Here is a 23,177-nt window from a genome sequence, read left to right on the forward strand (position 1 = left end):
TACCCTATTATAAATCATCGAAGGGTACTTGCCTAACTTACAAAATTTTGCTAATCTGAAGGTGTTCATGTTTGCAGGAGAGAGGAAGCACCTCGATCGCCATCCGGCGGCGGGGTGCTTTTTTGCATGCTGTTCCACCGGTACGCGGCTTGAACGCTACTTAATCGCCGCAGAAGCGGTCAGAGGAGGATTCAAGATGCAGGTGGTGTTTTTGAATCAGTTCGAGCGTTTGGACGGGAATGGAGAAGCACGTGCGCAAGTTGTAATCGGGGAAGACCAAGGCATCTGGAGCGCAGGCTGGCGCTCCGTACAGCCGGATGCTTCCACGTTGGACGACGTATGGTATGAAGGCATGAGCTGGGAAGAGCTGCTCGCAGCGTTTCGTCACGGAGTGGCGGGAAAGATGAGACAAGGCTTTCGTCCTTTGCTTGACGGCATGCTGGAGGAAACCCCGTTCTGGGAGCGCCGGCCAAGCCTGCCGCTTCTGCTGCAATGCTATGCGGACATGCAGGAGGATGTGGAGGAGCTGTTAAACGGGCTGCGCTTATGGCGCAGGGCCAAAGCTGCCGAGGAGAAGAGATCGGCGTACCTGGTCGCTACCAATCGGGAGCTGCAGATGCTGGCGGTTTACATCCCGCATACGATGGAAGAGCTCGGGCAGATTCCCGGCTTCGGCAAAATTAAAACGGAACGCTACGGAAAGGATCTGCTCGAAATGCTGAAGGATGTGGAGCGCACACATTCCTTTCCGCTGGAAGGCTGGGTCTCGAAGGCCGTGAATGAAGATCAGCTCTGCTCGTGGATGTTCCAGCAGAAGGAAGAGAGATACGGTAAGGCTCTGTCTTCCGTTCAGGAGAAACGCTCCCTGTTGTCGGGAATTCGTGACGGCAGAACATTAGGCGAGTTGGAGAACGAATTGAGTTGTCCGCGCCGCAAGCTGCTGGAGAGAATCGAGCGGCTCGACGAGGAGGGATACGACGTGCTTCCGGTTGTAGAGAAGGAATTGTCCGGCTTGACGGCTGAAGAGTCCTTGCAGATCGAGTCTGCGTTGAATGAATTAGGCGACCGCTATCTTAAGCCGCTTCTTCGCAAAGTATATGGGGATGTAACGTCCAGCGAGCAGGAAGTGGAGAGACAATATGAGAAGCTCAGGATGATGCGGATACGCTTCCGCCGTGTGAGTAAAGCAGCGATTTAAAGCGAAATGGGCTGACCCTGTGTCGATTCCCATCGACTTATGGGCCAGCCCGTTTGTTTGTCACAGCCAATCCTTTTTGCGGAAGAAGTAGAACATACCGAACCCGATTGCGGCCATGATCACAAGCAGGATAACGGATCCAAAACTCTCGTGCATACCGGGAATATAATCAAAATTCATTCCATATATACCTGTAATGAAGGTTAGAGGCATGAAGATCGTGGTCAGAGCGGTGAACACGCGCATGATTTCATTAGCGCGGCTGGCAATACTAGATTGGTATGCTTCACGCAAGTTTCCCATCAGATCGCGGTAAGTTTCGAATGTTTCATACACTTTGACCGCGTTCTCATGGATGTCGCCGAAATATTTTTGAAGCTCGTCGTCGATCAATCGGAGATCTTTTTTATTCAAGGTGGCAATGAGCTCCCGCTGCGGACCGAGCGCTTTTTTTGAGCCACAAAATTTCACTTCGAAGTCCGATGATTTCCGTCAAATGCGACTTCTTCGTATGCATCAGAATATCTTCTTCAAGGCTTTCGATTCGGGCTTCAATACGGTCGCCGACCGTGAAGTAATTATCGACGACAATATCCACCAAGTGATAGAGGAAGCGGTCCGCACGGTTAACCTCCTGCTCCCAAAGCACCGGTTTGACGCTTCTGAGTTCGTTGATTTTTTGGCGGGTGACAGTAATGAGATAATCACGTCCAAGGAAAATGTTCACTGCCCGCAGGAAAATCTCTTCATCATCGAAACGAATGCTGTTAATGACTAGGAAGTATTGGTTTTCGTAAATCTCCAGCTTCGGCCGCTGCTCTTCTTCAGACAGGCAGTCCTCGACCGCGAGATCGTGTAAGCCGAACAGCGGCTGCAGCACGGCCAGGTCATCCACGTCCGCATCAATCCAATAAAACCCGTTATCGGGTGGAGTGAGTGTGTCGTTAATATCTTCGATCGGCGTAAACACACCGTTGTGAACCAGTCTGATTTTCATCGGATATCGCTCCTTTGCATGTACGGTGAGGTGCATGCAGGACGAATCTCCACAGTTAAAAAGAGGGAGCCTTAGCCGTTGAAGCCGGAGCAAAGGAAGATTCCCAGTGCGGATTCGGATCCTGCATTGTTCATGTTGTTTATACTTTGCGGCCTGGGCTTATCGCCTTCCATTTCCGGCTCCCCCCTTTATTTTCCGATTACCATTGCCGCCGTAAGGCGCGGTTGACGTGTTAAGTATAATCCTCGCCCACGCTCCTTTCAAGGACAAAATCGGACGGCTCCAAGCAGCCGGTATCTTGACTGGACCTATAATTTCGGGTAAATTAAGTTTAGTTTTATCCCACAACTGAATAAGAGTTTTGCCATCTTATCAAGAGCAGGCGGAGGGACTAGCCCGATGAAGCCCGGCAACCGGCGTGTATCAGCAACGCACGGTGCTAATTCTTGCGGAAACGTAAAGTTTCTGACAGATGAGAGGGGCGCGCGTACGTTTCTTACACGACCCTATCTCATTCGGGGTCGTTTTTTATTTGAACTGAAGGAGGAACTGCAGATGCCGATTAAAGTGCCTGACAGTTTGCCGGCCAAAGAAGTACTGGCCGCCGAGAACATCTTCGTGATGGATGAAAGCGTCGCTTATCATCAGGATATTCGTCCGCTGCGCATTGCGATCTTAAATTTAATGCCTGAGAAGGAAACGACTGAAACCCAGCTGCTTCGGCTGATCGGTAATACGCCGCTGCAAGTTGAGGCCGTATTGATACACCCGAGAACGCATACTTCGAAGAACACTTCCGCCGATCATTTGGAAAGCTTTTATAAAACGTTCGACGATATCAAGGACGATATGTACGACGGGATGATCATTACCGGAGCGCCGGTGGAACAGCTCGACTTTGAGGAAGTGAATTACTGGGACGAATTAAAGGAAATTATGGACTGGACCGTCGATAACGTCACCTCGACTTTTCATATCTGCTGGGGTGCTCAAGCGGGCTTGTACCATCACTTCGGTGTTGCGAAGCACCCGCTGAGAGAGAAGATTTTCGGAGTGTTCCCGCATGGAATCTCCAAACCTAACGTGCCGCTGCTTCGGGGCTTCGATGAAATGTTCTATGTGCCTCAGTCTCGGCACACTGAGGTACGTCGGGAAGATATAGAGAAAATACCGGGCGTCGATATTTGGTCGGAGTCCGAGGAAGCCGGTGTGTACATCGCCGCCTCCGAGGATGGCAAACAGATTTTCGTCACAGGTCACTCCGAATACGATCCGCAAACGCTGAAGTGGGAATATGACCGGGATCAAGCGAAAGGGCTGCGCATCGACGTTCCTAAAAATTATTATCCCAATAATGATCCTTCCAAATTACCGGTGTCCACCTGGCGTGCGCATGCCAACCTGCTGTTCTCCAACTGGTTGAATTATTACGTTTACCAGACAACACCTTATGAACTAGGCAAAGCAAGCCAATTCTCGTTGCGATAGGGGGCACTTCAGTTCAATGAATATCGAAAGCCGTTTGGCTCAAATCGGATCTCAGAGCGATCCGCAGACCGGAGCAGTCAGCTTCCCCGTGTATCAGTCCACCGCGTTCCGTCATCCGAAGCTCGGTCAGAGCACCGGCTTTGATTACGCTCGTACCAAAAGCCCCACCCGCTCGGTATTGGAGGCTGCGGCCGCCGATCTGGAGAGCGGACATGCCGGCTTTGCTTGCAGCTCAGGGATGGCGGCTCTGCAGACGATATTTGCTTTATTCAAGCAAGGCGACCACCTGCTAGTATCGCTGGACTTGTACGGCGGCACGTACCGCATGCTGGAACAGATCATGTCACGCTTCGGCGTAACGGCTTCCTATGTGGACACCAACGATCTGGACGCGTTGGAATCGCATCGGACGGCCGGCACGAAGGCCGTACTGATCGAGACGCCGACCAATCCGCTGATGATGATTACGGATCTGGCGAAAGTATCGGCTTGGGCCCAGAAGCATGGCCTGCTGACGATCGTGGACAACACGCTGCTAACGCCGTTTTTTCAACGTCCTATCGAGCTTGGTGCGGATATCGTGATCCACAGTGCCACGAAATATTTAGGCGGGCACAATGATGTGTTGGCGGGGTTGATTGTCACCAAAGGCAAAGAGCTGTCGGCTGAAATGGCGTTTTTGCACAATTCTATCGGCGCTGTCCTCGGGCCTCAAGACTCTTGGCTGCTCATGCGCGGAATGAAGACTCTTGCCCTGAGGATGGAGCGCCATCAATATAATGCGACCCGGCTGGCGGAATGGCTGAAAACCTATCCTGCAGTAGAGGAGGTTTACTATCCTGCCCTTCCTCACCATCCGGGACATGAGATCCAGAACGCACAGTCCTCCGGTAACACAGGCATTTTCTCCTTTAAAATGAAAGATGCCCGTACGATCGAGCCGATCCTGCGGAACATCCGTCTCATTGCGTTTGCGGAAAGCTTGGGCGGTGTGGAATCGCTGATGACCTACCCGGCAGTACAGACACACGCGGACATTCCTGAGGAGATACGGCGCAAGATCGGTGTGGACGACAGACTGCTGCGTTTCAGTGTGGGAATTGAGCATATCGACGATATCATGGAAGATTTAGGGCAGGCTATTAAAGCGGCAGAGCGTGAAATCAACGGCTGATCGGAGGGAATTCCGCAATGAAGTATGATTTCGATAAAGTGATTGACCGAACAAATACGGCTTCGTACAAATGGGACCAGTCCGAGAAAATGTTCGGCCGCGCCGGCGTGCTGCCTTTGTGGGTAGCGGATATGGACTTCCAGGCGCCGAAAGAAGTGGTGGAAGCCATTACGCGCAGGGCGGAACACGGCTTGTACGGTTATTCGTTCCGCACTCAAACATACTACGATGCCATCATCGGCTGGCTGTCACGCCGCCATGGCTGGAACATCGAACAAGACTGGATCACTTCGAGCCCCGGAGTTGTGCCCGCCATGAGCGTGATCGTGCAGGCGTTCACCGAGCCTGGGGACAGCATTATTTTGCAATCGCCGGTCTATTATCCTTTCTATGATGTCATTCAGCTGAATGGGCGCAAAGTGGTGGACAACGCTCTGGTTTTAAAAGACGGCCAATATACGATGGACTTCGATCTGCTGGAACGGCAAGCGCAAGAAGGGGCAAAAATGCTGCTGCTTTGCTCGCCGCATAATCCGGGCGGGCGCGTGTGGAGCCGGGAGGAATTGCAGCGGGTGGGCGACATCTGTGTAAAATACAATATTCTGGTCGTTGCCGACGAAATCCATCACGATCTCGTATTTCCCGGGCACAAACATATTCCGTTCGCCTCTATTTCGGAGTCATTCGCACAGCAGTCCATTACCTGTATGGCACCGAGCAAGACTTTTAATCTGGCGGGCCTTGCGGCGGCGGTCGTTATCATTCCTAACTCCGAACATCGCACGAAGTACAACCAGCTGCTCAAAACCTTGTCTCTGCACATGGAGAGCTATTTCGGGCTTACGGCAATCGAAAGCGCCTATACATACGGCGATGAATGGTTGGATCAGCTCATTCCGTATTTGGAAGGCAATCTCGAGACACTGATTCAATTTGTGGGCGAACATTTGCCGCAGGTGAACGTTATCAAGCCGGAAGGAACGTACCTCGTCTGGCTGGACTGCCGCGGAATTTCGGACGATCCGCAGACGCTCAAAAAGCTCATGTGGGAAAAAGCCGGTGTCGCGTTTAACGAGGGTTCCATGTTCGGCAAGCAAGGTGCAGGGTTTCTGCGTGTCAACATCGCCTGCCCGCGGTCGCTATTGCTGAAAGCATTGCAGCAATTCGCCGAAGCGGCCGGCTCGGCTATTAAGCAGTAAGCGTTGCTGTAAGACAGCTTGGACGCCTTACAGGGTGGGCGAGTGAAGCAATAGTTTGCTGTAAGGCGGTTTTGCCGCCTTACAGGGTCGGCGAGTGCGCGAATTCTTTGTTGTAAGGCGGTTTCGCCGCCTTACAGGGTGGGCAAGTGAGTGAATTGTTGGATGTAAGGCGGTTTAGCCGCCTTACAGGGTGACGACTTAGCGAATTTGTAAGGTGTAAGGCCAGTCACCAGACTTAGAGCCACTGAGATGTAGTAAAGTTACTTGTGTAAGGCCGATCACCGGACTTACAGCCACTCAAATGGAGTAACGTTGCTGGTGTAAGTCCGATTACCTGCCTTACAGTTGCGCAGGTGCAAGCTGCGCATCATCTCCTCGTGACTCATTCGGGCTTTTTATGTTACCATGGGAACAAGCAGCAAGGAGTTAAGTCGCGCAACAAAAAGGAGGGTCCAGCGTAATGAGCCAAGTGGACCGGATTTTACAAAGAGCGCTCCAAGGCGAGCGCATGCAGCTGGAAGATGTCGTCACCCTGTTTGAGAGCGACGAGGTCGAGAAAATGGGCCATACGGCCAATCAGCTCATGCTCCGGCAGCACCCGGAACCGATCACGACATTCGTCGTGGGTCGAAACATAAATTATACGAACGTTTGCGATGTTTATTGCCGCTTTTGCGCATTTTACCGTGCACCGGGTTCGGCTGAAGGGTATGTGCTTCCGAACGAAGCGATCTTCAAAAAAATCCAGGAAACGGTTGATGTCGGCGGCACGGAAATTCTCATGCAGGGCGGTACCAACCCGGATCTGCCTTTTAGTTACTACTTAGATCTGCTGAGGGAAATCAAGATTAGATTTCCCAACATCACGATGCACTCATTCTCTCCTGCCGAAATCCGCAAAATGCAGGTCGTAGCAGGCAACATACCGCTGGAAGATGTGGTCCGTCAACTGCACGAAGCGGGCCTGGACTCGCTGCCGGGAGGCGGCGGGGAGATCCTCGACGATCGGACCCGCAAGAAAATCAGCCGTCTGAAAGGCACCTGGCGCGACTGGATGGACGTGATGACGACCGCACACAAAGTTGGCATGAACACGACTGCGACGATGGTCATCGGCTTCGGTGAAGAGATGGAAGAACGGGCGCTCCATCTTCTCAGAGTGCGGGACGCACAGGACGAATGCATGAACAACGGCTATCCGTCCCCGGGGTTTCTGGCGTTCATCCCTTGGACGTTCCAGCCCGAGAACACGAATATGAAGCGTGAGAAAGCGACGCCGGAAGAGTATTTGAAGACACTGGCCATCAGTCGCATTACATTGGACAATATCCCCAATTTCCAATCCTCCTGGGTGACCATGGGGCCGGAAATCGGCAAGCTTTCTCTGTCTTACGGCTGTAACGACTTCGGCAGCACGATGATGGAAGAGAACGTCGTGTCCGCAGCCGGCGCCACACATAAAGTGAATATCGAACTCATCCTGAAACTCATTCGGGACGCGGGCAAAACGCCTGCGCAGCGCGACACCAAGTATCGTACCTTAAAAATTTATCGCGAGAACGAAACGGTAGCGCAAGATTTCGTCATGCAGAATTAACATGCCTAATCGTCCATACCGTAAGCTCCGCCGGCTCCCGCCGCGGGGCTTTTTTTTGGATTGGAAATAACTATCTGCCCCTTACCAGGGGGAAAACAGCAAAAACGGGAGATACTCGAATGAGGAATGATTGAGGAAATGGGGTAACCCATCCGTATAACCCTTTTTGGGCCGCCATATAGTTATTAAAAGCCGGGGGTGACGATATGAAAAAATGGCAGTTCGTCGTGGAGAATAGTCAGGATCAACCTTCGTTGGAGCGTTTGGCAGCCATGTTGAATCGTACGACGGTAGGCACCGAGACTGCGGTGGACAGCGTGCAGTGGGAATTGTCGCGGGAAGACGGTTTCATCTGTTGCCAGTTTCCTTTGGGGCCGAGCCCCGAGGACAAAAAAAAATTACTGCGACAAAGTGGGCCGGGTGCTCGCCGATTACACATTGACGGAACAAGAACCATCACTGCTGCGAAAAATTTTTCAATATCGGTTCGGGCTTAAAGATGCTGTGGAAACGGATGCGTTGATTGCCGAAGCGGTGAGTCTCCTGGATGGAGAGCCGGGCATCGGAGAAATCTGGGCCGGCGTGGGGCGGGAACGTCGTATGAGAAAGCTGGCGACGAGGTTTTCCGTTTATTTAGAGGATTTCGACCGTTTGCACTTGGACGGGTTCATGCGCTTCCGGCTCAGCGATTATCGCGCCGAAGTTTATGAAGCTGCGGAAACCGCCGTTGAGGAAAGATTAATGGAAACCCAGTACCAGGAATTTATGTCGCTGCTGAAATCGATGGTCGAGTGGCAGGAAACGAGGACGCCGGCCGTGCACGTCCTTCATTCGGGCGGCTTTGCATTTCGATTGCTGGATGGCGAAATGAGACCGCTGGAAGACGATGTGGACGCAGACCCGGATTCAGACCCGGATGAAGAAGAAGAGAGCTTGGTCGTCAGCCGGTTGCTGGCCGCCTCGCCGGGGCAGTTGTACATCCATACTCCGGAACCGGAATCCCAAGTCATAAGAACCATTATCGGGATTTTCGGGGATCGGGCCGCGCTGTATCCGGACATGCCGATTCATTAGACGCTCATAACTTGACGGCACACGGCGAACGAGAGTATAATGTGCCATAACAATCCACATTTACAAGCGATGAGAAAGACACCGATGCCCGATTTGGACGGTACAGAGAGAGGAACCCCGGCTGTAAGTTCCTTCCGAAACCTGCTGGCATTGACCCCTTTCTGGCTGCGGAGTTGAATTCGTCACCGGATTCGCGATACGGTACGATAGTAAGCTTGGCCGGGTCATGACCGTTATTACATGCCTGAGGACCGGTGTTTCAACTGCCGGTTGAAGGAGGGTGGAACCACGGGCCGCACACAGAGCACCCGTCCCTTTTGGGACGCGGTGTTTTTTTGTTGCCTTTTAAGAACAAACGAGGAGGTTCGCCGAATGAGCGTACAAGTTAAATTTCCGGATGGTGCGGTACGTACTTACGACGATGGGGTGACTGTCGAAGACATAGCCGGGTCGATTAGTCCCGGACTGAAGAAAAACGCCGTAGCAGGCAAAGTAAACGGGGTCGTTGTGGACCTGAGAACCGAGGTGTCGGGGGACGTGTCGCTGGAGATCGTTACTCTGGACAACGCCGACGGGGTCGAAGTGATGCGTCACAGCACCGCACACTTGATGGCGCAAGCGATCAAGAGGATTTTTGGCGCCGATAAAGTAAAGCTCGGCATCGGACCGGTCATCGAAGACGGGTTCTACTACGATATCGATATGGAACAGTCCGTTACACCTGAAGACCTGGCGGTCATCGAGAAAGAGATGGACAAAATCGTCAAAGAAAACCTGCCGATCGTCAGAAGGGAAGTCAGCCGGGAAGAAGCTTTGCGGATCTATGAAGAGGTATCCGACCCGCTCAAGCTCGAGCTGATCCGGGATTTGCCGAATGACGTTGCGATTACGATTTATGATCAAGGCGAATTTTTCGACCTTTGCCGCGGTCCTCATGTTCCTTCAACCGGACGCATCAAATCTTTCAAGCTGCTCAGCGTGGCAGGCGCGTACTGGCGCGGCGACAGCAAAAACAAGATGCTGCAGCGCATTTACGGGACGGCATTCGCGAAAAAATCCGAGCTCGATGAGCATCTGCATTTCCTGGAAGAAGCAAAGAAAAGGGATCACCGCAAACTCGGCCGAGAGCTGAAAATGTTCACATTTTCCAAGGAAGTCGGTCAAGGGCTCCCGCTTTGGCTGCCGCATGGAGCGAAAGTCCGTCAAACATTGGAGCGATATATCGTAGATCTCGAGGAAAAGCTCGGGTACTCTCACGTGTATACGCCTGTTCTCGCCAATGTGGAGCTTTACAAAACTTCCGGCCACTGGGAGCACTACCAGGAAGACATGTTCCCCAAGATGGAGCTGGATAACGAAGAATTGGTGCTTCGGCCGATGAACTGCCCTCACCATATGATGGTGTACAAAAGCGAAATGCGCAGCTACCGCGATCTGCCGGTCCGCGTTGCGGAGCTCGGAACGATGCACCGCTACGAGATGTCCGGCGCTTTGACAGGACTGCACCGCGTACGCGCAATGACTCTTAATGACGCTCATATCTTTTGCCGAATGGATCAAATCAAGGAAGAGTTCACAAGAGTCGTCAATTTGATCCGCCAGGTGTACGAAGACTTCGGTATCCGTGACTACCGTTTCCGTCTTTCCTACCGGGACCCTAACGATGCCGAGAAATACTGGCCGGACGATCAAATGTGGGAGACTACCCAGCGCATGCTGCGCGAAGTTGCGGAGGAGCTTGAACTTCCTTTCTTCGAGGCTGAGGGTGAGGCCGCATTTTACGGTCCGAAGCTGGACGTACAGATCAGAACGGCGCTCGGCAAGGAAGAGACGTTGTCCACTGCCCAGATCGATGTTCTGCTTCCTGAAAGGTTCCAGCTCGAATATGTCGGCGATGATGGCAAGAAACACCGTCCCGTTGTTATTCACCGGGGCATCATCAGCACGATGGAGCGCATGACAGCTTTCCTGCTTGAAAACTTCGCAGGCGCTCTTCCGGTGTGGCTGTCTCCGGTACAGGCGAAGCTCATCCCTGTTAATCCTGCTTATGAGAGCTATGTCCAACAGGTCGCTGAGAAGCTTCAGCATGCGGGCGTACGAGTCGAGATGGATCTGCGCAATGAAAAGCTCGGATACAAAATTCGCGAAGCGCAGCTTGAGAAAGTTCCCTATATGCTGGTCATCGGCGAAAACGAGTCGCAAAACGGAACCGTGTCGGTGCGCCGCCGCGGCGAAGGTGACTTGGGAGCGGAATCGGTCGCAGACTTCATTACTCGAATTACATCCGACATCTCGACCAAACGAACTGATTAATCGAAGCAGCCGGAAGACTGTCAGGCTTAACCCTGACAGTCTTCTTTTTTGTCTGCTCCCCGCTTTAAAAGGCAATAATTGTCGTTACATGCCATTTAAATGGAAAATATTTTCTTTTTTATTCGTTTATGATAAAATGAGAGTGCTTTCATTATGGCATCGTTTGGGGTGACATCGAACCTATGGGCATGCTCCGAAACCCTCATTTCCCCGAAACTTTTTGCACGGAAGAGCAGCTCCTTGAGGAATTGTATCGCCAGATGTTGAAAGTCGTTCGACATAAACTGTGGCATAAACCTGATGCGGGCGATGTGGTGCAAGAAGCTTGGGTGCGCATTTTGGAAAACAGATCAAGTCTGCGGGAACAGGACAAGCTCATTCCCTGGGCCAAAACGATCGCAGCCAATTTGGCGTATAATGCTAATCGGGCGCGGAGTAAAGAAGTCATTTGCGAAACTTGCGAGAATGAATACAATATCCACGGCGCGATGTCGGAACCGGAGTTAATGCTGGAGCTTTCCGATCTGCTCGGCTGTCTCGATCCGACGACCCGGACATTACTCCTGTATAAATTTTACTACGGGCTGAAGGACAGAGAGATTGCGGATACCTTGGGTGTCCCGGTCGGCACGGTTAAAGCCCGGATTCATCGCAGCAAAGCCAGGTTAAACGCCCAAGTACACGACGACAGCCCTCGTACATAATGTTTTTGCCGGCCACGATTTTCAGAGGAACCGCAGCGGTTCCTCTTTCATTTGGAACGGAAATAACCTCTCTCGGTCTGGAGACGGAGAAAAAGTTACAACCCGCGCCGCTATTTCAAGGAATGCGGTTCCGCTATACTTGGTACATGAAGCTGGAAACGGAGGACAAGTTATGCAATCGTCAATGATACACCGGTTGTTCTGGGGGATTGTGCTTGTGGCGGTCGGCGTAATCTTCTTGTTGAATCAGACGGGCACCATCTCTCTTGAAATAGGTCGTTTATTCTCGGATTATTGGCCGGTCATTATTATTCTTTTCGGGTTACAGGGCATGCTCCTGCAGCACGCCGGCGCTTTGTGGTGGAACCCGATCGTGGTCATCATCGGTGTCATGCTGCTCGGCCGAAATCTGGATTGGTTCGAGTGGGACTTATCGGATATTTTTCAATTAATCGGACCCATTGCGCTGATCTTATTCGGTATAGGTATGATCACAAGGGGCCATCGTCCACGCAAGAAGCAGCGGGAGCATCGGCCTTCCGATCACTGGAACCCCGTTACCCCGCCGGTTCCGCCAATGCCTCCCGGGCCTCCGCCTGCGCCGCCCGGGTTTGATGAACCGCACGACAGGGTCTCTTATACGGAGGCCAATCCGAACCAAGGCGCCGGGCCATCCTTTCAACAAACGGAGGCTCCGCAGCCCAAAGTCCATCACTATGGTTGGAAACAACGCAACGATCAGAAAGAATGGTGGAAGGCCGGCTGGAACGAGCACGATTGGCACCGGCGGGTCAGTTACAGCCGATTCATCGGGGACTTGCATCTTGGCCACGATTACTGGGAGCTGCGCCCGATGAACATCTCTCAATTTATCGGCGACACGACATTGGATTTAACGAAAGCGCAAATACCGGTCGGAGAGACGAGAGTTTATGTGTCTTCCTTTATCGGCGATGTGAAAGTTTTCGTTCCGAGTGATATCGGAGTGGGAATACAGGTCATATCCAGCTGCCTGATCGGCGACGTCAAAGTGCTGGACCAGAGACGCGGCGGCATTTTTAACCAAATGTCCGTAGAAACGCCGAGTTTTGCGGATTCCGATAAGCGGGTCGTGCTCATTGTCAGCAGCTTTATCGGAGACGTTCGTGTGACGAAGGTAGGTTAAAGTTGATGATGAGGTTCGTAAAAAACAGCAAATGGGAATCTGCGATATACTCGGGTTTGGCCACATTGTCTCTCATGCTGCTTCTTTACTTCGGTTGGATTGTCATGACGGATAATCCCCCGGATATCGAATCGTGGCTTGGCTGGACATCGGGTCTGGTCATTGCGCAGATGATTATATCTTATCGTTTCGGGCAAAAGACGCATAGACGGCTGGACCAGCTTCAGGTGGTCATCAAGCAAGCGTCTGCAGGAAATTGGACTGCTCGTCTTCCGGACATCAGCTCGGACATATTCTCAGACGTTTACAGGGACTTCAACGCGATGATCGGAGATGTGGAATCCCGGCTGAAGCTGCTTCAGAAGATGGGGGAACGGCACATTATGGAAGACGCCTCTTCCAAGGAAGCAGCCGTTCTCGAGGAAAGGCGCCGTCTGGCAAGAGACCTGCACGACACCGTAAGTCAGCAGCTGTTCGCTTTGCATATGTCTGCCTCATCCTTGCCGAAACTGCTCGATCGCGATGCCGCTCAAGCCCAGAAGGTGATGGCCCAGCTCATCGAAATGTCATCCTCGGCGCAGCGCCAAATGCGAGGCCTGATTGCTCAGCTGCGTCCCATGGAGCTGCAAGGAAGAACGCTGGCGGAAGCGTTGGAGAAATGGTTCCCCGACTATTGCCGCCAGAATGGTCTTCAGGGTACGCTTGACGTGCAAATTAACCGGCGGCTCAAGGACGCTAAGGAACATCAGCTGTTTCTCATCATTCAGGAAGCGATGGCGAATGTCGTGAAACATGCGGAAGCTACCAGCGTCCGCTTATATCTGGGTGAAACGGACCAGCAAATTTCCTTGCATATCGAGGATAACGGCGTAGGATTCAGCGGAGATCATGTGCGGACCGGCGCATACGGCCTGTTTACGATGCGGGAACGCGCACAGACGCTTGGCGGCGAGGCGGAAGTTGTTACGAAGCCGGGCTCCGGCACACGAGTAAGGGTCTCGCTTCCGAAATTCACCGCGAACACGGACGACGAGACAGTGACCGATGTTGATCTTAAAAGAGGAGAAAAGTGAAATGGCAGATGGTTCGGTATCCCCTTGGAAGGTGCTCATCGTTGACGATCATGAGATGGTGCGCATGGGCCTTCGCACTTATTTAATGTTAGACTCCAGATTTGAAGTCATCGGGGAAGCTGCAAGCGGCAAGGATGCGGTCGAAGCTCTGCAAAGCGGACGATTTGACGGCGGGATGCCTCAATTGGTACTCATGGATTTGATGATGCCCGACATGGATGGTGTGGAGACGACTCGAGCGCTGCTGGAAAAGTATCCGGATCTTCGGATCATCATTCTGACCAGTTTTCTTGAGGATGACAAGATCGTCGAAGCGATCGAAGCGGGTGCGGTAAGCTATGTTCTGAAGACGGTATCTGCAGATGAACTCATTTACGCGATGCAGGGAGCGATCCGTAACATGCCGGTGATGAGCGGCGAAGTTTCCCAAGCGTTGACACGGGGGCTGCGCAAACGTTCCACCGACAATGAGACGGAAGGCTTGACTGAACGGGAACGTGAGGTGCTGCTGCTCATAGCCGAAGGAAGATCGAATAAAGAAATCGGAGACGAGCTGCATATCAGTATCAAAACCGTTAAAACCCATGTGAGCAACCTGCTCATGAAGTGTGAGCTTGAAGACCGCACGCAGCTTGCGATCTATGCTCACCGAAAAGGCTGGGTCAAAAACGGATAAAGCGCCCGTTTTACGGGCATTCTAGTAATAATAGGGCAAGGGTAATTTTGTCTGCCATCACATCATATATACTTAACTTAACGAATAACGGCATTCGGCAATGCCGTTATTTTCATATCCGCGCTTTCCCGGGTAAATGACCTGCGCGGTATATCTTTTACTTCATCTTCATTTCGGTTTAAGATAGTTTTAAGGATTGATGATTAACATCTAATCAAAGACACAAGATTGCGCCCATCTTTTCCGGCGCGCGAGGAGGCATACACAATGGATGATCAAAACAGAAAGCCGGATGATAGGCAGGGCTTCTCTTCCGAGGAGCCGGCCAGGGACGATCCGTACGCCAACGTCCGCAGGGAATCCGAGCCTTATACATTCGGTCCGTTCGGATCCGGCCAGAGAACCGGAAGCGAGCGTCCATACCCCGAGCAATCCCAGCCGGACATCATCGTTCCTGTTTCCTCCACCAAGGAGTACCGTCCGTTTACGGTATCCGGAGGCTCCCGTGACTGGGGCTCCAAGCCCCCGAGAAGAAGTTCCTTCCGATCGATGTTCGCAGCATTCCTGGTCGGTGTTGTAACTCTGGGAGCCTTGATGTTTGCTGCCGATCACAACAACTGGTTTTCATCTTCGCTGCTGGGCGGTACGATGAATGCCGAGGAAGCCGTGTCCAAGCCTGCAGGCAGCCCGGTTAACAATTCGACGGATGTGGTTAGACCCAACAACATTGCCAAGATATTCGAGCAATCATCTCCTGCGGTCGTAAAAATCGAAACCTACTCGAGCAGCAGCGCGAACGACAATGGAGGCGGCGGTATTCTTGAGGATCCGTTCTTCCGCCAATTCTTCGGAGATAATTTCGGCAACGGCAACGAGGGCGGAAATCGCGGCAACGGAAGCGATAACGGCGCTGCTCAGCCGACCGGTATGGGATCCGGATTTATTTTCGATTCGACCGGCTATATCCTGACCAACCAACACGTAATCGGCGGCGCCGATCAGATCAAAGTAACGGTCAACGGACACGATCAACCCCTCAACGCCAAATTGCTCGGCTCAAGCTACGACCTGGATTTGGCGGTATTGAAAGTTGAAGGCAAGGATTTCCCGACATTGAAGCTCGGCGACTCCAGCAGCTTGAACATGGGAGACTGGGTCGTTGCAATCGGCAATCCTTACGGATTCGACCATACCGTAACAGTAGGCGTATTAAGCTCCAACGAACGTGAGATCAGTATTCCGGACAGTAACGGCCAACGCAACTATCAACACTTGCTTCAGACGGACGCGTCGATCAATCCCGGCAACTCCGGCGGACCGCTGCTCAACTTGAAGGGTGAGGTCGTGGGGATCAATACCGCAGTCAGCGCTCAAGCGCAAGGAATCGGATTCGCTATTCCGACGAGCACGATCACGGAAGTGCTCGACAACCTGAAAAGCAATACCAAGATTCCGCAAAAGCCGGCACCATTCATTGGCGCAACTCTTGCGGATATGACAGCGGATATCGCAACGAGGCTCGGTATTGATAAAAGCACCGCCGGCGCCTTCGTCACGGAAGTTCTATACGGCTCCCCCGCTTACAAAGGCGACCTGCGTCAATATGACGTTATTGTCGGAATCGACGGTCAAAGTGTCAGCAAGAAGGAAGAATTGATCGCAGCCATTCAGAAGAAAACGGTCGGAGATAAGGTCACGCTTAATGTAATAAGGTCAGACAAGAAAATCGATGTCCCTGTAGAGATCGGCGACAGGAACGAGTACCAGACTCAGTAACGTTGGAAACAGCGGGAGGGCCATAACCGGTTTTCCCGCTCTTTTGTGCCAGGGGAGGACGATCCGGATGAGGCCTCATATCGCTGTCATCGATGATGATGAGAAAATCACTTCGCTGCTCAGGCGCAGCTTGGCGTTCGAGGGTTACGAAGTAACGACGGCTCCGGACGGTACGGCGGGTTTGAACCTGCTCAGCCGGCGGAACGCGGATCTGGTTATATTGGACGTCATGATGCCCAACATGGATGGCTGGGAGGTGTGCAGGCGGCTGCGCGAGGCCGGGATCAAGACTCCGGTCCTCCTCCTGACTGCGCGTGATGAAGTGCATGACAGGGTGAAGGGACTGGATCTCGGAGCGGATGACTATCTCGTTAAGCCGTTTGCTCTTGAAGAGCTGATGGCGCGTGTTCGGGCTTTGCTCAGAAGGCGGCCGGAGACAGCCGGTACGGAGACGCTCTTACAGTATGAGGATCTCTCTTTGGATGTTGAGGCGCGAGAAACGGCTAGGGGAGGCAGGCGGATCGAGCTGACCGCCAAAGAATTCGACCTGCTGCATCTTTTTATGCTGAATCCCAGGCGGGTATTGTCACGGGATTTGATCATGGAGCGGATCTGGGGTTACGACTACAGCGGTGAGTCGAACGTGCTCGAGGTCTATATCGCCATGCTCCGGCAGAAGCTCGAAGAGCAAGGAGAGAAACGGCTGATCCAAACCGTCCGAGGCGCGGGATACATCTTGAAAGGAGAAAGCTAGGCATGTCCATCCGGCTTCGGTTGACGCTCTGGTATTCCGGGCTGCTGGCCGTTCTGTTGGTGGCAGTCGGTATTATCGTGTACAGCGTCGTCTACAACAACACGATGTCGGACCTGCGGCATCGATTGCAGCAGGAAGCGGAACAGATCCGGGTTTCCGGCAGCTTTTTCTCCGGCGGGATTGATTTGAACGCTAGAATTACGGGCAGCATCGATGTGAATACCATCGGTGTGCAGGTCATCAACTATACGGAAGATACGCAAGGCATCGTCAGCAGCAAAACGAATAACCTGGTCAGATGGAATATAACCTATCCTCATCCGGACTTCTTGGAGGCCGAGAACCGCTTCGTATCCACCCAAGTGCAAGGTTATCCCTTCTTGGTCTACGAGCAGCCGATTCAATTGAGAAACAAAATCGTAGGATTGCTGCAAGTCGGCGCATTTATAGGAGGAGAAGAGCAGTTTTTCACCCGGTTAAGAACGATATTGTGGATTTCCGTAGCTGCCGGTCTGGTAGCGGCTTTCTGGCTCGGCATGATCTTGTCCCGGCAGGCGCTGCGTCCGCTTAATCGGGTAACCGAAGCCGCAGAGCAAATTCAAGGCGGGTCCGAGCTTGGCTTAAGAATTCCGCGGGAGAAATCCGATGATGAGATCGGGCGCTTAACCGACACATTAAACGGCATGCTGACAGGCTTGGAGCGGGCATACAAAACGCTGGAGGAATCGAACACCGCGCAGCGCCGGTTTGTTTCCGATGCTTCGCATGAATTAAGGACACCTCTGACGACGATTCGCGGCAACATCGATCTATTGGAGAAAATTTGGTCGGATGAACAGCGGCAGGGGGAAGGAGAAGGAGAGCCGGGTGCCGGCAGCGGGCTGTCCTCTGCCGACAAGCGGCAGATGTCATTGGAGTCTATTCGGGACATCGCAGACGAAGCGCGCAGGATGAGCAGACTGGTTAATGATTTGCTTGCGCTCGCCCGTGCCGACGCGGGAGTATGTGATGGAGATGGAAAATTTGCCGCTGCGGCCGTTAGCCGAAGAGGCCGCACGGCGGGCGGCTTTTCTTCCCAGGAACGCGGAATGGGTTGCGGGACCCTTCGATACACTTGAGGGCGTATGGGTGCGGGGTAACCGGGATTATTTGCTGCAATTGTTATTCATTCTTATCGAGAACGGCTTTAAGTACACACCGTCAGGACAAGTTCGCCTTTCCGCGGTGCAATCCGAATCTCATGTCGGTCTGACGGTATCCGACACCGGCATCGGATTAACGCCTGAGGAAGTGCCGCACATTTTTCAGCGGTTCTATCGCGCCGACGTTTCAAGAGGTCAAACCTCCGGAACCGGACTGGGACTGTCGATCGCCAAGTGGATCGCCGACATGCATGACAGCAGGCTCGAAGTAAGGAGCAAACTCGGAGAAGGCAGCGCGTTCACCGTCTGGCTGCCGATCACGGCGGTGCAATATTCCGATTGATGCGTTATAATAATATACATCGTAACGCCCGCAGCCTTTACGATCCATGGAGGCTTTTGCAGAACGGGCAAGAAAGCAGGCGAAAGCTTATGGAAGTCGTTAAAATATCTCCGCGCGGCTATTGTTACGGCGTGGTGGATGCGATGGTGTTGGCGCTGCAAACGGCCCGTAACCTGGATCTGCCGCGCCCTATTTATATATTGGGCATGATCGTGCATAACAGTCATGTCACGGAAGCTTTCAAGGAAGAAGGCATTATCACGTTGGACGGGCACGACCGGATTGAAATTCTCGAGAAGATCGATCATGGCACCGTCATTTTCACCGCGCACGGCGTTTCTCCGGAAGTTCGCCGCAGGGCCAAGGACAAAGGACTGACCGTCGTAGACGCGACTTGTCCCGATGTCACCAAAACCCATGATTTGATCCGGGAGAAGACCGCTGAAGGTTATGAGGTCATCTACATCGGCAAGAAGGGCCATCCCGAGCCGGAAGGCGCGATCGGAATCGCCCCGGGCCATGTGCATCTGATTGAACGGGAAGAAGATATAACAGCGCTCAGTCTAACAACGGACCGGATTATCATTACGAATCAGACGACCATGTCGCAGTGGGACATTAAGCATCTCATCTCACTGCTGATCAAAGCTTTTCCATCGGCCGAAATACACAATGAAATTTGCCTGGCGACGCAGGTCCGTCAAGAAGCGGTAGCCGATCAAGCGAAGGAAGCCCAGCTTTGTATCGTGGTCGGCGACCCGCGCAGCAACAACTCCAATCGGCTGGCACAAGTATCGCAAGAGATTGCCGGCGTTCCCGCCTATCGGGTGGCCGATGTGACCGAGATCAGGCAGGAGTGGCTGCAGGGGATTGAAAGGGTTGCAGTGACCTCCGGCGCTTCGACGCCCACCGCCCTGACCAAAGAGGTCATCTCGTACCTCGAACAATACGACCCCAATCAACCGGACACCTGGATAGTGCGTCGAACGGTGAATCCGAACAAGCTCCTGCCGAATGTCAGGGAGAAAACAGTCGAAGCCGGAAAGTGACCGCTTTTGCGATAGAATCGGAAGGAGCATTCCATGCATCGAATTCGCTTGCTGCGGCGTTGGCTGAAATACAAATACTTGATGCTCATTCGCGCCAAGGGAGGAGCTTCGATGGTCGCGATGGGCTTTGCGATCGGGTTGGCCGTCGAAATGTTTACACTTCCCACCTTGGGTTTTGCTTTTCTGTTAATTTTACCGCTCGCGTACTTGCTTCGCGGTAATTTTGCCGCTGCATTGATCGGCTTCGTATTCGGCAAGCTGATCTACATTCCAATGATGATCCCCAATTCGATCGTCGGCGGATGGGTGCTGCCGGAACATCTCTCATTCCATTTGTCGTTCGTCCCGGAATGGGTGGACCGCCTTCTGCTCGCCAATGTGAAGCTGATTGTCGGTGGAATGATCGACGGCGTTGCGCTGGGCATCTTGTTCTATTTTCCAATCAAATACAGCATCAATGCATTCAAAAACAAGCGCCGGGACAAAAGAAAACAAAGGCGCGCAACTCTGGAAGCGAACGCTTGAATCAAAGAGCTCCTGTCCGTTCTAGCAGTAGAACGTGGTTGACAGGTGCTCTTTTTTTAGCTATATTTACTTTAGTGCTTAAAAGCGTATAAGCGTTGAAGCGTATAAGTGTTAAAATGATAGGGAGAGTGAAACTGATGATCGTGATAACTTCCCCGCATATCGCTGAAGAGCGTATTGCGGAAATCGTTCGCCATATTGAGAAAAGCGGCGTTCAGGCGCATGTGTCTCATGGCAAAGACCGTACGGTCATCGGAATTATCGGCAGAGCCGAGCCGTCTCTCGCGGAACATATCCGTTCCATGCAGGGTGTCGAGAACGTCATTAAGATTTCTAAATCTTATAAATTGGCGAGCCGGGAGTTTCATCCGGATGATACGATCATCGAAGTGAAAGGCGTCAGAATCGGCGGCGACGACCTGGTTGTGATGGGCGGGCCTTGCGCGGTCGAGACTCCTGAGCAAATCGATGAAATTGCCCGTCTGGTGAAGGAAGCCGGCGGCCAGGTGCTGCGCGGCGGCGCTTTTAAACCCCGTACCGGTCCATACAGTTTTCAAGGAATCGGTGTGGAAGGGCTCAAGTGGATGAAGGAAGCCGGAGACAAATACGGCCTTCTCACGATTACGGAAGTTATGGCGCCCGAATTTGTAGATATTTGTGCGGAGTATGCGGACATCATGCAGGTGGGAACGCGGAATATGCAAAACTTCGATTTGCTCCGCAAGCTCGGCACGATTCAAAATCCGGTGCTGCTCAAGCGCGGCTTCAGCTCCACTTATGACGAGTGGCTTAACGCGGCCGAGTATATTTTAGCCGGCGGCAACCCTAATGTCATGTTGTGCGAGCGCGGCATTCGGACATTCGAAACCTATACCCGCAACACGTTCGACCTGGCCGCTGTCCCGGTCATTCAGGAACTGTCCCATCTGCCGGTTATCGCCGATCCGAGTCATGCCACGGGACGCCGCGAGCTGGTCGAAAGGATGACCAAAGCTTCCGTAGCAGCCGGCGCGAACGGACTCATTATCGAAATGCATACCGATCCGGACAACTCCGCGACGGGAGACGGCGTCCAATCCCTGTTCCCGGATCAGTTCGCAAATCTGCTGAAAGAGCTCGAACAGCTTGCGCCGCTTTGCGGCAAGCAGTTTAATACCGAGAAAGCGCCGGCTGAAGCTTTTGCGACCTGGAGGAAGTAAGGCCCTCAAATATTCTGAGATCACACCGGTTGTTTGCCGAAACGGCGAGCGGCGGTGTGATTTTTTTAGTGGAACGCGCCGTTATGACACATGCTAACTCACCTCCGTCAACGCCAGTAACTCTTAATCGACACACGGTACGTTGAGTTTCCCATCTTTTTCTTTTAAACTGAGCACGATAGGGAGCATGATGCGCCGTGATCCGGTGCTCTGGAGGATAAGCTCATGAAGGACACGTACATTTTATCGCTGGATCAAGGGACGACCAGCACGCGGGCAATCCTTTTCGATCGTGACGGACATTCGGTTGCAATTGCGCAGCAGTCCATAAAGCAGTTCTATCCGAAGCCGGGATGGGTGGAACACGACCCGGTTGAAATCTGGCAGTCCGCTCTCAAAGTGATGGGCGACGTCCTCACATCAGCCGGCATCGAAGCCGTCCAGATCGAGGCTATCGGCATTACGAATCAAAGGGAAACGGCGGTCATATGGGACAAACGGAGCGGACAGCCGATTCACAATGCGGTCGTATGGCAGTCCCGTCAAACATCGGATCTTTGCGACCTACTGAAGCGGCAGGGGCATGAGGATATTTTTCGCGAGCGAACCGGGCTTCGTATCGATCCTTATTTTTCCGGCACGAAAGTGACCTGGATGCTGGATACCGTAACCGGCGCACGAGACCTGGCGGAAAAAGGCGAGCTCCTCTTCGGAACAATCGACACATGGCTCATCTGGAATTTGACCGGCGGCAGCGTGCATGTGACGGACTATACCAATGCTTCGCGTACGCTCATGTATGATATCTATCAACGCAAATGGGATAACGACCTGCTGCGGCTGTTGGACGTTCCCGCGGCGCTGCTGCCGGAAGTCCGGTCGTCATCTGAAGTTTACGGACATACCGATCCATCCAGCTGCTTCGGCATGGCTGTGCCGATTGCAGGCGCAGCGGGAGATCAGCAGGCGGCCTTGTTCGGCCAGCAATGTTGGGAGCCGGGCATGGCTAAGAATACTTATGGCACCGGCTGCTTCATGCTGATGAACACGGGAAGCGAGGCGGTCCGCTCCAAAAACGGCTTGCTCACAACAATCGCCTGGGGCATTGGCGGCGATATTCAATATGCGCTCGAAGGCAGCGTTTTTGTGGCGGGATCCGCCATTCAGTGGCTGCGCGACGAGCTGGAGCTGATTGAGAGTTCCTCCGAAAGCGAATCCTATGCCGAGAAAGTCGACTCCAGCGATGGCGTGTATGTGGTGCCTGCGTTTGTCGGGCTTGGAACGCCTTATTGGGACAGCGATGTCCGCGGCGCGGTATTCGGGCTCACCCGGGGCAGCGGCAAAGCCCATTTGATTCGAGCTACACTCGAATCCTTGGCCTATCAAACCAAGGATGTGGTTAAGGCGATGGAAGATGACTCGGGAATTCCGCTGACCAAGCTGCGTGTCGACGGAGGCGCGGTCGGCAATAAATTCCTCATGCAGTTCCAAAGCGACATGCTGGGCGTCCAAGTCGAATGTCCGGAGCTGGGAGAACTTACGGCGCTCGGGTCCGCTTATTTGGCGGGGTTGGCGGTCGGCTACTGGAAAGATCGTAAAGCTTTAAGCGAACATGCCAAGGTGCATACCTGTTATGATCCGGCAATGGATGAAGCGCGCCGCAGTGAACTGTATAACGGTTGGAAAAAGGCCGTCAAGGCGGCGATTGCTTTTAAATAAGCTGGTCAACGA

The 23,177-nt window shown here is 52.9% G+C and carries 20 protein-coding genes, 1 pseudogene and 1 riboswitch; of the genes and pseudogenes, 20 read left to right on the top strand and 1 reads right to left on the bottom strand.

Going from position 1 to position 23,177, the window contains the following annotated elements; all coding sequences use genetic code 11:
- Nucleotides 1–196: 196 nt before the first annotated feature.
- A complete protein-coding gene (locus SD71_RS11715; protein WP_041062936.1) occupies nt 197–1,198 on the top strand; it encodes an HRDC domain-containing protein in 1,002 nt (333 codons plus the stop codon).
- Nucleotides 1,199–1,258: 60 nt separating this feature from the next.
- On the opposite strand, the pseudogene corA reads toward SD71_RS11715, so the two are convergent.
- Nucleotides 1,259–2,195, bottom strand: a pseudogene (gene corA / locus SD71_RS11720) (magnesium/cobalt transporter CorA).
- Between the two features lie 366 nt (nt 2,196–2,561).
- A riboswitch (SAM riboswitch) is annotated at nt 2,562–2,674 on the top strand.
- A 76-nt stretch (nt 2,675–2,750) separates the two neighbouring features.
- On the opposite strand from corA, the gene metA reads away from it, so the two are divergent.
- The 19 genes from metA (at nt 2,751) to glpK (ending at nt 23,165) form a co-directional block, all read left to right on the top strand.
- Complete coding sequence (gene metA / locus SD71_RS11725) at nt 2,751–3,683, top strand: homoserine O-acetyltransferase MetA (protein ID WP_041063250.1); 933 nt, start codon at nt 2,751–2,753, stop codon at nt 3,681–3,683.
- A gap of 16 nt (nt 3,684–3,699) precedes the next feature.
- Nucleotides 3,700–4,857 (top strand): aminotransferase class I/II-fold pyridoxal phosphate-dependent enzyme, encoded by a 1,158-nt coding sequence (locus SD71_RS11730; protein WP_041062939.1) that lies wholly within the window; start codon nt 3,700–3,702, stop codon nt 4,855–4,857.
- A gap of 17 nt (nt 4,858–4,874) precedes the next feature.
- Nucleotides 4,875–6,056 (top strand): MalY/PatB family protein, encoded by a 1,182-nt coding sequence (locus tag SD71_RS11735; protein WP_041062942.1) that lies wholly within the window; start codon nt 4,875–4,877, stop codon nt 6,054–6,056.
- Between the two features lie 460 nt (nt 6,057–6,516).
- Nucleotides 6,517–7,653 carry a cyclic dehypoxanthinyl futalosine synthase gene (mqnC, locus tag SD71_RS11740; RefSeq protein ID WP_041062945.1) on the top strand — a complete coding sequence of 379 codons (1,137 nt, stop codon included), beginning with the start codon at nt 6,517–6,519 and terminating at the stop codon, nt 7,651–7,653.
- 206 nt (nt 7,654–7,859) lie between these two features.
- Nucleotides 7,860–8,150, top strand: coding sequence for a hypothetical protein (locus SD71_RS23995; RefSeq protein ID WP_161793382.1), 291 nt, complete (start codon nt 7,860–7,862; stop codon nt 8,148–8,150).
- Nucleotides 8,074–8,727: a putative sporulation protein YtxC gene (locus SD71_RS22225; RefSeq protein ID WP_052476184.1), complete on the top strand. Its 654-nt coding sequence runs from the start codon at nt 8,074–8,076 to the stop codon at nt 8,725–8,727. Before SD71_RS23995 ends, SD71_RS22225 begins: the two co-directional genes overlap by 77 nt.
- A 372-nt stretch (nt 8,728–9,099) precedes the next feature.
- A complete protein-coding gene (gene thrS / locus SD71_RS11750; RefSeq protein ID WP_041062948.1) occupies nt 9,100–11,040 on the top strand; it encodes a threonine--tRNA ligase in 1,941 nt (646 codons plus the stop codon).
- 182 nt (nt 11,041–11,222) lie between these two features.
- Nucleotides 11,223–11,744 (top strand): RNA polymerase sigma factor, encoded by a 522-nt coding sequence (locus tag SD71_RS11755; protein ID WP_082034196.1) that lies wholly within the window; start codon nt 11,223–11,225, stop codon nt 11,742–11,744.
- A 172-nt stretch (nt 11,745–11,916) separates the two neighbouring features.
- The gene (liaF, locus tag SD71_RS11765; RefSeq protein ID WP_052476185.1) at nt 11,917–12,909 is read left to right on the top strand and encodes a cell wall-active antibiotics response protein LiaF; all 993 of its coding nucleotides are present in this window, start codon (nt 11,917–11,919) and stop codon (nt 12,907–12,909) included.
- A 5-nt stretch (nt 12,910–12,914) separates the two neighbouring features.
- Nucleotides 12,915–13,982, top strand: coding sequence for a histidine kinase (locus SD71_RS11770; protein ID WP_326998738.1), 1,068 nt, complete (start codon nt 12,915–12,917; stop codon nt 13,980–13,982).
- Nucleotide 13,983: 1 nt separating this feature from the next.
- Nucleotides 13,984–14,658, top strand: a complete 675-nt coding sequence (locus SD71_RS11775) for a response regulator (RefSeq protein ID WP_041062954.1) — start codon at nt 13,984–13,986, stop codon at nt 14,656–14,658.
- A gap of 267 nt (nt 14,659–14,925) precedes the next feature.
- Nucleotides 14,926–16,434 carry a S1C family serine protease gene (locus SD71_RS11780; RefSeq protein ID WP_041062957.1) on the top strand — a complete coding sequence of 503 codons (1,509 nt, stop codon included), beginning with the start codon at nt 14,926–14,928 and terminating at the stop codon, nt 16,432–16,434.
- A gap of 67 nt (nt 16,435–16,501) precedes the next feature.
- A complete protein-coding gene (locus tag SD71_RS11785) occupies nt 16,502–17,188 on the top strand; it encodes a response regulator transcription factor (protein ID WP_041062960.1) in 687 nt (228 codons plus the stop codon).
- A 2-nt stretch (nt 17,189–17,190) separates the two neighbouring features.
- Complete coding sequence (locus SD71_RS11790) at nt 17,191–18,306, top strand: histidine kinase dimerization/phospho-acceptor domain-containing protein (protein ID WP_052476186.1); 1,116 nt, start codon at nt 17,191–17,193, stop codon at nt 18,304–18,306.
- Between the two features lie 10 nt (nt 18,307–18,316).
- A complete protein-coding gene (locus SD71_RS25905; RefSeq protein ID WP_052476187.1) occupies nt 18,317–18,673 on the top strand; it encodes a sensor histidine kinase in 357 nt (118 codons plus the stop codon).
- 89 nt (nt 18,674–18,762) lie between these two features.
- On the top strand, nt 18,763–19,722 hold the full coding sequence (locus SD71_RS11795) for a 4-hydroxy-3-methylbut-2-enyl diphosphate reductase (RefSeq protein ID WP_041062963.1): 960 nt from the start codon (nt 18,763–18,765) through the stop codon (nt 19,720–19,722).
- A 33-nt stretch (nt 19,723–19,755) separates the two neighbouring features.
- Nucleotides 19,756–20,247: a DUF2062 domain-containing protein gene (locus SD71_RS11800; protein ID WP_041062966.1), complete on the top strand. Its 492-nt coding sequence runs from the start codon at nt 19,756–19,758 to the stop codon at nt 20,245–20,247.
- Nucleotides 20,248–20,384: 137 nt separating this feature from the next.
- Complete coding sequence (gene aroF / locus SD71_RS11805) at nt 20,385–21,446, top strand: 3-deoxy-7-phosphoheptulonate synthase (protein WP_041062969.1); 1,062 nt, start codon at nt 20,385–20,387, stop codon at nt 21,444–21,446.
- A gap of 225 nt (nt 21,447–21,671) precedes the next feature.
- Entirely contained in the window at nt 21,672–23,165 is a 1,494-nt protein-coding gene (gene glpK / locus SD71_RS11810; RefSeq protein WP_041062972.1) for a glycerol kinase GlpK, read from the top strand.
- Nucleotides 23,166–23,177 lie beyond the last annotated feature (12 nt).

Source organism: Cohnella kolymensis (assembly GCF_000829465.1).
Classification (GTDB): Bacteria; Bacillota; Bacilli; order Paenibacillales; family Paenibacillaceae; genus Cohnella; species Cohnella kolymensis.

Coding starts and splice junctions, on each gene's coding strand:
- thrS (WP_041062948.1), top strand. CDS start 9,100: ATGAGCGTACAAGTTAAATTTCCGGATGGTGCGGTACGTACTTACGAC.
- SD71_RS11800 (WP_041062966.1), top strand. CDS start 19,756: ATGCATCGAATTCGCTTGCTGCGGCGTTGGCTGAAATACAAATACTTG.
- metA (WP_041063250.1), top strand. CDS start 2,751: ATGCCGATTAAAGTGCCTGACAGTTTGCCGGCCAAAGAAGTACTGGCC.
- SD71_RS11785 (WP_041062960.1), top strand. CDS start 16,502: ATGAGGCCTCATATCGCTGTCATCGATGATGATGAGAAAATCACTTCG.
- SD71_RS11795 (WP_041062963.1), top strand. CDS start 18,763: ATGGAAGTCGTTAAAATATCTCCGCGCGGCTATTGTTACGGCGTGGTG.
- SD71_RS11735 (WP_041062942.1), top strand. CDS start 4,875: ATGAAGTATGATTTCGATAAAGTGATTGACCGAACAAATACGGCTTCG.
- liaF (WP_052476185.1), top strand. CDS start 11,917: ATGCAATCGTCAATGATACACCGGTTGTTCTGGGGGATTGTGCTTGTG.
- glpK (WP_041062972.1), top strand. CDS start 21,672: ATGAAGGACACGTACATTTTATCGCTGGATCAAGGGACGACCAGCACG.
- mqnC (WP_041062945.1), top strand. CDS start 6,517: ATGAGCCAAGTGGACCGGATTTTACAAAGAGCGCTCCAAGGCGAGCGC.
- SD71_RS23995 (WP_161793382.1), top strand. CDS start 7,860: ATGAAAAAATGGCAGTTCGTCGTGGAGAATAGTCAGGATCAACCTTCG.
- aroF (WP_041062969.1), top strand. CDS start 20,385: ATGATCGTGATAACTTCCCCGCATATCGCTGAAGAGCGTATTGCGGAA.
- SD71_RS11770 (WP_326998738.1), top strand. CDS start 12,915: ATGATGAGGTTCGTAAAAAACAGCAAATGGGAATCTGCGATATACTCG.
- SD71_RS11715 (WP_041062936.1), top strand. CDS start 197: ATGCAGGTGGTGTTTTTGAATCAGTTCGAGCGTTTGGACGGGAATGGA.
- SD71_RS11780 (WP_041062957.1), top strand. CDS start 14,926: ATGGATGATCAAAACAGAAAGCCGGATGATAGGCAGGGCTTCTCTTCC.
- SD71_RS11775 (WP_041062954.1), top strand. CDS start 13,984: ATGGCAGATGGTTCGGTATCCCCTTGGAAGGTGCTCATCGTTGACGAT.
- SD71_RS11790 (WP_052476186.1), top strand. CDS start 17,191: ATGTCCATCCGGCTTCGGTTGACGCTCTGGTATTCCGGGCTGCTGGCC.
- SD71_RS11755 (WP_082034196.1), top strand. CDS start 11,223: ATGGGCATGCTCCGAAACCCTCATTTCCCCGAAACTTTTTGCACGGAA.
- SD71_RS11730 (WP_041062939.1), top strand. CDS start 3,700: ATGAATATCGAAAGCCGTTTGGCTCAAATCGGATCTCAGAGCGATCCG.